This is a genomic window from Arsenicibacter sp. R0_47, from assembly GCF_057652235.1.
In genome coordinates, this window is sequence record NZ_JBYFCJ010000002.1 from 514,511 (window position 1) to 527,686 (window position 13,176).

The following is a 13,176-nucleotide window of genomic DNA, read 5'->3' on the forward strand; positions in this document are numbered from 1 at the left end:
TTACAGAAAAGAGGGTCTGGGAATGGCATCCCAGAGCTGGTTACGTACAGCGCGCATGTCGTTGAGGGTTTTGCTACCCAGCGGTGTGATGGAGAACAGCCGTTTCCGGCGTCCGCCCCGTTCGGCGGTAGCACCGCCGAGTTCGGAGACCACCAGCCCCTTTTCTTCCAGCCGGTAGAGCGCCACGTGAATGCCGCTCAGGTTGATTGCCCGGTCGGTACGTTGTTTCAGCTCATCGGCAATCGCCACCCCGTAGGCATTGCCGTCGAGTACTGCCACGGCCAGCAGGACGAGTTCTTCAAACTCCCCCAGATACGATCGTCCCATAGTAAAAACGTATTTCCTTATTATTTGCTAAACAAATGTCTTGCCAGTTTCGCAAAAAGTCGGTTTCGGGCCGTGCAAGTGAGTTTTTGCAAGTCGGGGCAGCGTAGCGATGTCCAGAAACGGACAGGATTTGTACTGATGCGGACAGGGTTTCTGACCTTCCTGGAAGTTTAGAACTTCCAGGAAGGTCAGAAACCCTCGGGGAGGGAGGTAGAGTGAAATTTAAATGATAACTTACCCGTGCGTGCCGAAAACCGGCCGAATGTAAAGCCGGCAGAACGGTATCTGCCAGGTTTAATCTACAATTCGTTCCGATGTCAAAAGAAATTAAGCTAACCATAGTGCTACAGAATCCGGTTGACGGGTTGTGGTATGGGTTGCAAAAAGGGAAAGGGTCAGGCTACAGTATTGTGCAGACACAATCCGGCAACGGACAGGCGTTGACCTTTGCGTTTGCCGTTCAGGCAAAGCAGGCAAATGGTCCGGGTATATCTCTTGGCGGGCCGTTTGTGCAGGGGCCAGTCGGTGGCCGTTTCGTCTACATCAGCATAGGCAGCTCTGCCGGACAGGTCGGATCCTTGTGGAGTGGCCGCCTGAAAGTCCCCCTTTTTGAGGCAGACTTCCTGGACGCGTTAACTGATGACAGTGCCTGTAGCTGGTCCTGCACCGTACCGGGCAGCACTGCGGGCGGAAAACCTGTCTTTGCCACTGTGAAGCCATTCGGCGGCTGGTTTAGAAGCGGGCTTTCCGAAGGTATTTAGCCTTCCCGGGATAGGGCCGCCCGGAGCCTGTCTGCGGGTTCAACCACTTGGGAAGGTGGAGAATATCAATCTTTAATTAAATCAAACAGCCAGGTTTTCAGGGGTTCTTTGGCAATTAATTGCCCGTCTCTGAAGGTAAGGCGCCACTCCAGTGGATCAAATTTGAAATAGCATTCAGAATCGATAGGTATCTCGCGTCCTATACTATCGCTCAGTTTCGGTAAAGGTTTCATGTCATCACACAAGTCTTCTTTGACAAGTATTCTGAGCTTAGCGATATAACTGGTGTCCTTCGGGAAAATATGCTGCGTCCCGTCGTATAGTAGCGTAAGCCTGTTATCAATGTATGTATATCCGGATGGCTTTCTGTTTTCAAATTCGGATAACACCGCAAGCATCGTTATCCCCACGTCACTGCGGGTATCGGTGTGTTTGATAATGACCAATGCCGGCACGCCCCGTTTACTGCTTCCGGATCCAGTGTTTGCTTTTACGAAGTCTTTGAAGAACGTCAGAAATACAGGGTCAGTGGACGGTTTCAGGATATTGTTCTGAGCGTTTGACTCCTGACCGGAAAGGAGAGCAAAAGCGCTCAGGCACAGGAGACGCTTGTACATAGCGGGATGGTGTTTTGAACCTGAACGTATAAATCTGACGCAGCAATAGCTGACCCGAAAATAAAACTTTTCTGTCAATCAGCCATAGGTGGGGAAGCCAATCTCCCCGAGGGGTCAAAACCCTCGGGGAGGGCTCTGCTATTCCGGATATGTAACATTACCGGGCGAACCTGCTTACCCCCTGTCCTCCGCGAGCCGGTACGCTTAATAACTTTTGCCGGTAACAAGTAACCATGCCGCTGTCCGGGCTTTGGAATGCAGGGAATTAACTGTATTTTAGGCATATAAACGGAGGAAATCATGGATTCGGTCAACGTGAGACGCTTGCTGTTACTGGTCGTATGTTTGAGTGTGGGGGTGTGTCGGGCGGCGTCCATTCTGATTCCGATGGATGAGAAACAGGCCAACCACCTGAAAGCCTACGGCATCGCCTATAAAACCCTCAAGGACGGAATGGAGGTCGAATGGCTGCTCAATTACCGTGGCGGTAGCTTTCTGATCAAAAGTCACCCCTCCGTCGAAACCGAATGCCGGGTGCGGGGGGTATCCTTCGAAACGCTGTCCGATTCACGGGCCGCCGGTATTCTACAGCAGATTGCAAATCCCGACGTCAACATGGACGCCGTAAAGCTCCTGAAAGCGGCTAAAATCGCGGTGTACTCGCCGGTGAAGGTCAGCCCGTCGGAGTTCGAAAACACTGATGCCGTGCTGGTAGCCCTCAATTACGCCGAAATTCCGTATGAGGTCGTGTACGACGAAGAAATCCTGAAAGGCGAACTGATGAAGTACGACTGGCTGCACCTGCACCACGAAGATTTTACGGGGCAGTTTGGCCGGAATATGCAGCGGATGTCGAGCGAAGATATCCGGGTGCAGGAAGACATTACCCGCCGTATGGGCTACAAAAAAGTCTCGCACATGAAGCTGGCTGTGGCCAAAACGATCAAGGATTTCTGCGCTAGCGGCCACTACCTGTTTGCCATGTGTTCGGGCGCCGAAACGTTCGACATTGCCCTGGCCGCCGAAGGCATCGACATTGTCGATAGCCAGTACGACGGTGACGGCGTTGACGGCGACGCGCAGCTGAAACTTGATTTCAACAAAACCGTGGCCTTCTACAACTTCACCCTCGACCTCAGCGGCGGCTACCGGGGTATGTCATTTTCCGATATTAATGCCTCGTCCGGTCGTTTTGGCGGGTATGACCAGTCGGGTACGTTTTTTACCCTGTTCGATTTTTCGGCCAAGTGGGACGTTATTCCGGCGATGCTGACCCAGAACCATGAGTCGGTAATCAAGGAGTTCCACGGCCAGACCTCTTCGTTTAAAAAGAGCACGGTGAAGCCCAGCGCCCTGGTGATGGGTGAAAGCGTAAACTCTCACCGCTACATCTACGGCGAAATCGGCATCGGTCAGTTTGCGTTCTATGGCGGCCACGACCCCGAGGGGCAGCGCGGCAACTGGCGCATGCCGACCGACCTGAACCTGCATCCGCACTCGCCCGGCTACCGGCTCATTCTGAACAATGTCTTATTCCCGTCTGCCCGTAAAAAGAAGCGTAAAACCTAGGCCGTACGTAGCACTATGAATCCATTACAGCCTGTTCACGTTCGGGATGTCGGCGAGCTGCTGGAGTATTTGCCCGATCATGAGCGTCAGATTGTCGATGCACTGCGCAGCATCATTTTCAGCTGCATACCCGGATGCCGTGAAAAAATCGCGTACAACGTACCGTTTTACAGCCGCCGGAAACGGATTTGCTTTATCTGGCCGGCATCGGTGCCGTGGGGGAAAGTCAAAAAGGGCGTTCGCCTCGGCTTTTCAAACGGCTATCTGCTGTCCGATGAGCTGAACTACCTCGAGAAGGGCGGGCGGAAGCATGTGTATTGCCGGGACTTCACGAGTGTACAGGACATCAATGTCGATCTGCTGAAAACATTTCTGTTCGAAGCCGTGGTAGTTGATGAAGAACTGGCGCTCCGGAAACTCCTGAAAACATAAAAAGACCCGGCTTACTAAACCGGGCCTTTCGCGTTTTACGTGTTCTACGTTATTTTTTCGGATTCTTTACAGGGGCACTTCCGGATGCCGGCGGGTTGTAAACCAGTTCGTTGTCCGGTACATCCCAGTAATCGAGGAAGTTATAGGTAATTGTGGCATTGGTACTGACGACACCGGTCCGGCTCAGGGCAACGGCACCCGTACGTCCGCTTTCGATCACCCCCCAGCGGCGGGCATCGTAAAACGAAAGCGCGCGGAACAACAGCCCGATCCGGCGTTCGCGGCGGAGTTCTTCTTTGGCCTGCGCGAGGGTTAAGCCCGTACCGGCTACCGCCGTCAGACCCGCTCCCTGCGCTTTCCGTACTTCATCGATCAAGGCCAGCCCGTCTTCAATTTTTCCGGTATAGATCAGCGCTTCTGCCCGCATCAGCTGGTTTTCGTCATAGGTGCTGGCCATAAATAGTTCATAACCACCGGCGTTCTGGTTGGCGTAGCTGATGACCGACGCGCTGCCTTCTGAACCGGCCGCCCCGCGGTTGATCAGCTCCCAGCGGGTAAAGAACGAGTTACCACGGGCTACTTCGCCGATGTAGGTCGATGTCCGGCGTTTGAAGTTATTCGTGAAGCGCAGGTCACCGGTTTTGAAATCCTGAATCAGCCGTTCGGTGATTTTATAGGTCGATGTACCGGCTGTTTTAGCCGATACCGTACCGGTAGTCGGGGCCAGGAAGTCGCCGGTGGTGTTGGTGCGGCCCGTGAACACAAAGTCTGATGCGGCTACCCCGTTCTGGGTCAGCGTCAGAATATCGTTCCACTGGGCAGCCGTCATCGCCTCCACTTTTGTGTTTACCAGAATATTCCGGGCCTTCATCGTGTTGATGGAGTGAATCCACATGGCTGGTGTCAGTACCCCGCCTTTGCCTACCCGGTTAAAGGCAGGTACCAGGCTCTGGAAGGTAGCGATATAGTCGGCATTGGCCGTTAAGGTGCCCAGCACTTTGGCGGCCTCGTCGAAATTGCGGTTTGCTTCCTTAATGATATCTTCTTTCGATACATACTGGTTGCTGGTGCCGTTCAGGAACTCGCCGTTGGCCTTGTTGTTGACCACCCCGGCGTAGTACATCGAGCCAATCCGGGAGTAGGCATAGCCTTTCCACCAGTACGCCCATGCCTGCAACGCGCCTTTTTTCGCAGCCGCATCACCCGTGAAGGTTGTTGCGTCGATATTGGCGAGGAGGGTGTTGGCGGCATTGTTGAGGTTGTACATATAAGCCCACTCGTAATAGGTCGAGTTCTGATACCCGGTTGAGTTTACGTTGGCCGTAATCCGCAGAAAATCATATTGTTTGCTCGGCGAGTTCGGGTTAGTCAAGACCGAACCATCGTCGAGGGTTACCTTATCCGGGCAGCCTACCTGGTTGATGAAGACGTTGGCAATGTCGGTGCCGATTACGTCGCCCATCAGTTCGTGGTTGCCGATGGCTCCCGACCAGAAATAACCCGGTACGCCGTCGTAATATTTAACGTCCTTGAAGCCGGTGATGTAAAATCCCTGCCCGAACGACATCAGCCCGGACTCGGTCTTTAAGGCCGGCGACGATGGCTGGTTAGGGTTCTTTACGTCGAGCCCTTCCTTGCATGACGTCAGGAAGCCGCTCAGGAGGAGGGTGCAAACAAGTATCTTTATCTTATTCATGATAGTCAGAAGTTAACGGGTGAATTAGAAACCAATGTTCAGCGTTGCCTGATACGTTTTGAAGTTAGGCATGGTGCTGTGGTCGGTACCACGGTCCCAGGCTGAGTTGGTCGTACCTGAGCTGATTTCCGGATCGAAACCGGTGTACTTCGTGAACGTCAGCAGGTTGCGGCCCGACAGCACAAGCTGTACTTTCTTGGTGGCCGGAATTTTGAACAGCTTGGCAAAGTCCAGACCGACTGAGATATTCCGCAGGCGCAGGAACGAGGCATCTTCGTAGAAATAATCCTTCGTACCGTTGGCCGTCCGCTGCGCATATACCCCGCGGTAGAAGGCTGTCCAGGCACCGGTTTCCCCGTTGATGGTGATTGGTTTGGTGTAGTCGCTGTGGATACCGTCGCGGTACATCCATTCCTTGGTCTGGTTGTACAGGTGGCTGCCGTATACCCAGTCCCACTGCATCGAGAAGGTCAGGAAGCCCTTGTAGCTCAGGTCGTTGATAAATGACAGGTTGAACTTAGGATTCGGGTCACCGAAGCTGTATTTACCGGCCGACATGTATGGCTGCTTGGTTGTTTTGCTCACCACATAGCCGTTGCTGGCCACGGTGTAGTTTTCCTGTTCTGCCTGTGGAATGTAGAAGTTACCGGCTTCGTCTTTATCCGTAACGCTGTGCAGCATCCGGTAGCCGTACAGCTGACCGACCTTGTCACCGGCTTTCAGCACGTAGTTGGTACTACCCGCGCTCGACAGGATGATGACTTCCTGGTTGCCGCGGATCGACACGATTTCCGATGTCTGCTTACCCAGGTTTACCGTTGTGTTCCACTTCAGGTTGCCGCCGTTGTAGATCGTTGATCCTAACGACAGTTGCAGACCGCGTGAACCCAGTGTAAAGGCGTTATCAATCAGCGTACCCAGACCAATCGACGGGGCTACGTCAACCGGATAGATGGCGTCTTTAGTTTTCCGGTCCCAGTACGTTGCCGACAAAGCGATGTCGTTGGCCCACGGCGTATTTTTCGAGACCGTAAAGAGGAGGTCGGTACCTACTTCGAATTCTTCCGATACCTCTACCCCCAGATCCGGATTACTCTGGCCGTTGGCGTAGTAGAACGCCGTGCTCGTACCCACCGTAGTCGGCGTAATCGTCACGTAGCGGTCAAACGGCTTGGGCTGAATACCGGCCTGACCGTAGGCAGCGCGCAGTTTAGCTTCGGCCAGCAGGTTGTTGACCGGGCTGTTTTTCCAGAAATTAAGGGCCGACAGGCGCAGGTATGCATCACCGCGCGGGAACGTAAACGGCTTCGAACCACGACCGAAGGCCGATGAATAATCGCTCCGGAAACCGCCTGAGATACCGGCGATGTCGGCAAATTCAAAGCGCTGGTTAACGAGGTAACCGTAGGTAATAAACGGTTCCTTATAGTCGCGGTACACCCGCCACGACGTGGTGTTGGCCGCTGTATAAGGCTCATAGGCCGATGGCAGGCCCATGGCCGTACTGGTGTATTCCTTGATCGTGCTGTTCCGCCAGTCAAAGGCGGTCTGCGTAACGGACTTCAGCGGAATATTCAGGCCGAAATCCTTCTGGAGGTCAAAGCTGAACGTGGCCGTTGCCAGAAAGTTCTGGAACATCTTGCTGTTGCTGTATTTCGTCAGATCACCCGTGTTGTTCGAGTTGTAGTTCGAAATATAGCGGGCGGTGCTCTGCGTCAGCCAGTACTTGATGTTGGCGTTGTTCGACTGGTTCAGGTACTCCAGGTCGCGGTTCTGGGTCTGGTAGTTCAGGCCGTATTTGGCGTCGAGTGACACAAATTTCGGAAAGTCGTAGTGCAGGTTGAAGTTCTGGATAATGTCAACCTTATTATCGTTGTTGCGGGTGTAATTCTGAAAATACAGCGGGTTCGACGCGTTGATACCGATGGTCTGGTTCAGGTTGTACGGCGTTGTCCCGTCGGTGGTTTTCAGGGAAAAATCGGCAAACGGATAGGCGTTCAGTAAGCCGTACACAATTGTCCGGTCGCTGGTTTTCAGCGTGCTTTTAGTATACGCCAGCTGCGTGATTGAGCGCAGGGTAAGGCCCTTTGCCAGTTCCATACCGATATTGCCGGTCAGGTTGCTGCGTTCCCATGCCCCGTTATTGATCACGTTACTTTCCTGATGGCTGTTAGAGGCTGAAATGCTGAAGTCTGACTTCGGGCCACCGCCGGAAATCACGACGCTGTTATTGAAGGTATTGGCCGGCCGGAAAAAGAAGTCGAAATGGTCGATGTATTTCAGGTTGGCGTTGTAGGGCTTTTCGTTTTTCGCCGTCGGATCGGTCGAGTTATATTGTACGTTTTCGGTATAAACGCCGTTTGCCAGGTCAAAGGTGATGGGTTTACCCGATGAGCCGATTACGTTGTTGCTGGCATCGGTCGCAAAGGCGTGGTATTGTGCCTTGCTCAGGCCACCCACGTTCAGATACGTATTCTGCGCGACGCTCGATGACACATCAACCCGCAGGGCACCGGCTTTGCCTTTTTTCGTGAAGAGCTGAATAACCCCGTTCGCTCCCTGCGCCCCGTAGATGGTTGCGGCAGCGGCACCCTGTACTACTTCGACACGTTCGATGGAGTTAAGATCGACCGTTTGCAGGCCGGAGGCTCCCATCTGGATACCGTCGATCAGAATCATCGGCGATGTACCACGGTTCAGGGTATTAATACCGCGTAGGAGAATGTTTACGTCGGCGCCGGGCGTACCGCTCTTACTCGTAATCTGCGCACCCGGAATCTTACCGATCAGGGCCTGATCAATAGAGGCCTGCGACGTTTGCGGCAGCTGACTGGCCGAAATCGATTCAACCGAAATCGCAATTTTCCGCTTGTCAGTCGCGACACCAACCCCTGTAACCACTACTTCAGACAGTTGCTTCGTGTCCGTTGCCATTTTGACATCATATACCGAACTGCCGCTGAGCGGAACCTCTTTGGTGGTCATACCAATAAACGAAAAGACCAGGGTGCCGCCGGAAGCCGGTACGGAGAGCGCAAACGAGCCATTCACATCGGAGATGGTTCCGGTTGTGGTTCCCTTAACGACGACGGATACGCCGGGAACGGAGCTGTTGTCATCGGCAGACGTGATTTTGCCGGTAATCTTCCGGTCCTGCGCGCTCGCTACGCCCAGAACGGCGCATAACAGGAGAAAGCTTAATAGTACATTTCTCATCATGATATGATTTAGTAGGTTTCAAAGTGTACGATATGAAACAAAAGTATATCACGACAAATGCAATTCAAAATTCTGATAAAATGCTATTATGTAGAATATTGTTTTACTATATATTGTATTGGCAAAATATAATCTATGTGTATTGTATCCTGCTCCGGTTAGTTTGTATTAAATTAAGATGGACATTAAAAATGATTAAAAAAATAGTAGAAAAATGAAATAAATAATTATAAGTAATTGAAAATCAGTTTAGTGTTACTGTTAAAATTTTGTTAAAATAGTGTTATAAATACTTCATAAAACAAAAGCCTGCATCATTCACCAATGATGCAGGCTTTTAAAATCCGGCAGTGAAAGCACTTACCGGGCAGCAGTACCGACCACGCAGGACTGATTATACAAGGCCAGTATGCGGTCAAGATGTTTCCACTCAGGTGTTTCGCTGGTAGTCAGCTGATTTATGAAAATAGGACAATCTCCGAAAAGCGAGCCGATCTGTTCATTTAGGTTACTTTTTTTAAGAATACTCGCCGTCTGTCCGTCTTTGACCGCCACAAAGCTGAAATCCTTATGATCGAGCGTGACTGTCAGGGCGCCAAAGGTTAAGTCTGTGGTCTTTTTCCAGCCGTTAGCGTCGAAATACAGGACCACTTTACCGGGTTGGCTCAGCCGTTCGAGCAGCATTGGTTTCTGATGCCGGCGCGGATTCGGGACTTTATCGAAAAAAATGTACTGCCGTTCGCGCGGTATGTGGCCGGTCGCATAGGCAAAATCCGGAATCCGCTGGGCGATTTGCAGCAGGTTTTCGGCTTTAATGGTTTGTTTTTGCCCGTCGTGCGTTTTAATGACCGCACTGGCCGGCGCGTCGTTGATCAGCATCGGAATCCGGATCTGACCGGCGATGGTATCATTTGCCGTTGTAATGACATAGCCCTCGGTCCATGACGAGATGGCCCCCAGCGGCACATACTGCCCGTAGGCCTTGCACCCCAGGGCGAGCAGCAGCAGGGTAAGTGTTATGAGTTGTTTCATCGTGTAGTTGTTGTGGCGATAAAGCTACAGCCTCCGGACGTTTATCGGGCGGGTAATATGTCTTAACCGGTAAATTAACGGGTTGACCTGTCATATTAACGGGTTGAAAAAGTAAGAGCCGGTTTGCGTCGAAGGCGTTGGAAAACAGCAATTTTTCCTTCTGAAATCGTCTCTTGAATTATTTTGGCAGAATGGTCTTAACTTCTTTATCATTCTGAAACGTAACAATCTTTCTTAATGTACCTTTCTCATTAAAAAAAGACCAGTTACCATGTTTTTTGCCATTGAGATAATAGCCGGATATGTTTACTCTTTTGTTCTCGTAAAACCCAATTACAGGTCCATGAAGCTGGTTGTTCTTATATGATTCAAGGATGTAAACATCGCCGTTCGGGTAATATGTCGCGTATAAACCATTTTTTACAGTTTGACCACTCGCTACATTGTATGTCTTGAACTGTAGAAATGGTAGAAAAAGCAGGTTAAACATGAGTATGTGAACTTTCTTTTTCATCGCTGATTTTAGGTTATTACCATTGCTAATACAAACAGGTATCCAACTATCAGAAGGATGCTATCCGGCGCACATTTCCACTGTCCGGCGTATCCGAATGGAAACTTCTTCTGTCTGTTGCCCGATCCTGCCGCGTCAGAACGGAATATCATTCCGTTTTACAAATATACCCACAAGCCATAAGCCTGACGGATTAATGCCTGAATTGCTGTAACTTGCGTTTCTTCCTCCTCTTCCTGAAACACATGAAACGGATTCCGTCAATTGATTTTGCCCGCGGTCTGGTGATGGTCATTATGGCCCTGGACCACGTTCGGGAACTCATGCACGTGACCTCACAAACCCAGAGCCCGACCGACCTGTCAACCACAACCGGCGCGCTGTTTATGACCCGCTGGATTACGCACCTGTGCGCCCCGACCTTCGTTTTTCTCTCCGGTACGTCTGCCTACCTGTCGCTGAAAAACAGCGGCGATGTATCCGCCAATCAACGGTTTCTGCGGTCGCGCGGGCTGTGGCTGCTTTTTCTGGAAATTACCGTCGTCAACTTTGCGCTTTGGTTCGACCTTTCGTTCCGGACCATCATCTTTCAGGTGATTGCGGCCATCGGTGCCGGATTTCTGATGTTGTCTTTCCTGCTGAAAGCGCCGGCCCGTACCGTCGGCCTGCTGGGCGTGTTCATAATCCTTTGCCACAATCTGGTGCAAGGGGTGACATTTACCGATACTATCCCGCTGCGGGTTATCTGGTCGCTTTTCTTCCGTCCTGATGTCTTTCCTGTAACGCCGCAGTTTATGGTCGGGTTGCTTTATCCGTGGGTACCCTGGCTCGGCATCATGCTGGCCGGTTACGGAGCCGGCCTGCTGTTTGAACTGCCCGACAACCGCCGCCGCCGGACACTGTTGCTGGTGGGTCTGGGTTCGCTGGCTGTGTTTGTACTTGTCCGCCTGCTGAATCTCTATGGTGACCCTGCACCCTGGTCATTTCAGAAGACACCTGATTTTACCTTTTTATCCTTCATCAATACCACAAAATACCCGCCCTCATTGCTCTATACCACCATGACGCTGGGCGTTACGATTACCGTAATGGCGCTGGTAGATGGGATACAGAACCGGTTTACGGAGGTGTTGTCGGTCTATGGCCGGGTGCCGATGTTTTACTACCTCATCCACTGGTATCTGATTCACACCCTGATGTTGGTAATGCTGTTTATGCAGGGGTTCACACCGGATCAGTTTGTATTCGGCCCGTTTCAGTTTGGCCGCCCGAAAGAGCCGTCGGGCGTTGACCTGCCGACAACCTACTTCATCTGGCTGGGGATTGTTGTGTCGCTGTATTTCCCGTGCCGGTGGTACTGGCAGTATAAACGACGCCACAAGGAAATCTGGTGGCTGCGTTATATCTGATCAGCGGGCCAGCCGCAGCAGACCCTGTTTTCGCTTGTTGCTGATACGGCCCTGCTGGTTAAGCTGATACGTGATGGCCCAGGCATAAATGTCGGTATCGCAGGGCTGGTTCCGGTAGGCACCATCCCAGCGGAACGGCGCGGCCTGCGTCTGATAAAGAACCTCGCCCCAGCGGTTAAATACCGACAGGCCGGTAATGGTAATGTCGCCGCAGGCAAACGGTTCGAACCAGTCATTGACGCCGTCATTGTTGGGGGTAAACAGGTCAGGGGTGTACAGCACGCAGCCGCACTCACCGTAATCGGCCTTCACGGAATCAATAAGCGTCATACAGTCGTTGACGATCTGCCCGTAGTAGGTATTCGAGCTGGTAATCAGGCGGTCGGTAGCCGGATAGCCATCGACCCAACTGAATTTCCCCTGTGCGAAAACCGGCCTGAGCACGTGCGTTTCGGCACCGCACAGTTCCAGCGGCGGCCCCAGGCTGAGGCGCGGCGGTTCGATATAGCGTATTACAATCGTATCCGAGGCGGAGCAGCCCGGCTCGGTCGCGCTGACGCGGTAGGTGCCCGGTTGCCGGACTGTAAATTCCCGCTTAGTCGAACCGTCCTGCCAGTTGTAGCCGCTGGCCGGTGTCGACACGCTGAGGGCAAGCGTTGCGCCGGTACACAGGGTGGTATCGTTGCCCAGACTGAAATCGAGGCGGTACTTTACCACAATGGTATCACTGAGTACTTTACAGGGCGTTTTTACGGTTACCCAGTACTTGCCCGGCCGCTTTACCACAAAGACCGAATCGGTACTGCCGTCGCTCCAGCGGTAATCGGTCGCGCCGGGCGTACGGGCACTCAGGCGGTACCGGCTGGCCCGTCCGCAGAGGGTGGTGTCGTTCCCCAGGTTAAGCTTGATTTGTTTCAGCGAAATATCGTCGGCAAAGAGGTAGTAGGCACTCAGAAGGGGGGGGAGTTCATTGAAGTTGCCGATTGTCGCGAACTGTTCACCGCCCTTTGCTACAAAACAGCCCGCGATGATCTCCCACGTAAAAGCTTTGGTGAAGGTTTTGACCTGTGTATCATAAACCTGCGGCCGTACAGGAAAGAGAATTTTATCAGTAGACATCAGCGGTTGAGCAGAAAAATACGCGCCGAAACTTCGGGAAGGGTAACGTGCCGGAAATTCGGCCGCCAGCGCCATCTCAAACTGATAAGCTTCGCCTGCAATGAGGGGTGACAAGAGAGGCGTACCAAAATACTCTGCCCATCCCTGATCCATAAACAACCGCCCTATACCCTGACCGCTGTGCGGCGGCAGCTGCATCTGGTTGGTCGGCAGGCACCGGTGATAAAAATCAGGGGTAGCGCGGTTTGGGTTATACCACGGGGCCGCTTCCGATAATAAGTTATCCTGGTAGGGGCAGGTCGTATATTTCTCAAAGCCCCCGTTCGGGATAAGCTCCTGTGCATAAGCACTGTGGCCGCTTAGCCATAGTGTTAGTATGAGCAGCCAGCCGGGATGATATGCGTTACGTGAATAAAGCATAGCTTAGAACTATCCGGAGATAAAATTGGATGACTAAGCTACGCAAAAAAAATGAATCCGG

General features: G+C 52.2%; 11 protein-coding genes. 4 read left to right on the forward strand and 7 right to left on the reverse strand.

The features are described from left to right. Positions 1–327 (reverse strand): PadR family transcriptional regulator, encoded by a 327-nt coding sequence (locus AC23NW_RS05385; protein WP_487448176.1) that lies wholly within the window; start codon positions 325–327, stop codon positions 1–3. Between the two features lie 314 nt (positions 328–641). Here AC23NW_RS05385 and AC23NW_RS05390 point away from each other — a divergent pair, with 314 nt between their 5' ends. Then, positions 642–1,088: a DUF5990 family protein gene (locus tag AC23NW_RS05390; RefSeq protein ID WP_487448178.1), complete on the forward strand. Its 447-nt coding sequence runs from the start codon at positions 642–644 to the stop codon at positions 1,086–1,088. A 65-nt stretch (positions 1,089–1,153) separates the two neighbouring features. Here AC23NW_RS05390 and AC23NW_RS05395 read toward each other — a convergent pair whose 3' ends face one another. Further along, a complete protein-coding gene (locus tag AC23NW_RS05395; protein WP_487448179.1) occupies positions 1,154–1,705 on the reverse strand; it encodes a hypothetical protein in 552 nt (183 codons plus the stop codon). A 300-nt stretch (positions 1,706–2,005) separates the two neighbouring features. Between AC23NW_RS05395 and AC23NW_RS05400 the strand changes: the two genes are divergently transcribed. Both AC23NW_RS05400 and AC23NW_RS05405 read left to right on the forward strand, forming a co-directional pair. Further along, complete coding sequence (locus AC23NW_RS05400; protein WP_487448180.1) at positions 2,006–3,274, forward strand: asparagine synthetase B; 1,269 nt, start codon at positions 2,006–2,008, stop codon at positions 3,272–3,274. A gap of 15 nt (positions 3,275–3,289) precedes the next feature. Further along, on the forward strand, positions 3,290–3,706 hold the full coding sequence (locus tag AC23NW_RS05405) for a DUF1801 domain-containing protein (RefSeq protein ID WP_293834367.1): 417 nt from the start codon (positions 3,290–3,292) through the stop codon (positions 3,704–3,706). Positions 3,707–3,755: 49 nt separating this feature from the next. Here the strand turns inward: AC23NW_RS05405 and AC23NW_RS05410 are convergent, their stop codons facing one another. The 4 genes from AC23NW_RS05410 to AC23NW_RS05425 form a co-directional block, all read right to left on the reverse strand. Continuing rightward, positions 3,756–5,402 carry a RagB/SusD family nutrient uptake outer membrane protein gene (locus AC23NW_RS05410; RefSeq protein WP_293834366.1) on the reverse strand — a complete coding sequence of 549 codons (1,647 nt, stop codon included), beginning with the start codon at positions 5,400–5,402 and terminating at the stop codon, positions 3,756–3,758. Positions 5,403–5,426: 24 nt separating this feature from the next. Next, positions 5,427–8,621: a SusC/RagA family TonB-linked outer membrane protein gene (locus tag AC23NW_RS05415; protein ID WP_487448181.1), complete on the reverse strand. Its 3,195-nt coding sequence runs from the start codon at positions 8,619–8,621 to the stop codon at positions 5,427–5,429. 360 nt (positions 8,622–8,981) lie between these two features. Continuing rightward, positions 8,982–9,653 (reverse strand): hypothetical protein, encoded by a 672-nt coding sequence (locus AC23NW_RS05420; protein WP_487448182.1) that lies wholly within the window; start codon positions 9,651–9,653, stop codon positions 8,982–8,984. Between the two features lie 178 nt (positions 9,654–9,831). Further along, the gene (locus AC23NW_RS05425) at positions 9,832–10,167 is read right to left on the reverse strand and encodes a toxin-antitoxin system YwqK family antitoxin (RefSeq protein ID WP_487448183.1); all 336 of its coding nucleotides are present in this window, start codon (positions 10,165–10,167) and stop codon (positions 9,832–9,834) included. Positions 10,168–10,412: 245 nt separating this feature from the next. Between AC23NW_RS05425 and AC23NW_RS05430 the strand changes: the two genes are divergently transcribed. After that, positions 10,413–11,576: an acetyltransferase domain-containing protein gene (locus tag AC23NW_RS05430; protein ID WP_487448184.1), complete on the forward strand. Its 1,164-nt coding sequence runs from the start codon at positions 10,413–10,415 to the stop codon at positions 11,574–11,576. Here AC23NW_RS05430 and AC23NW_RS05435 read toward each other — a convergent pair whose 3' ends face one another. Beyond that, on the reverse strand, positions 11,577–13,115 hold the full coding sequence (locus tag AC23NW_RS05435; RefSeq protein WP_487448185.1) for a T9SS type B sorting domain-containing protein: 1,539 nt from the start codon (positions 13,113–13,115) through the stop codon (positions 11,577–11,579). Positions 13,116–13,176: the final 61 nt, after the last annotated feature.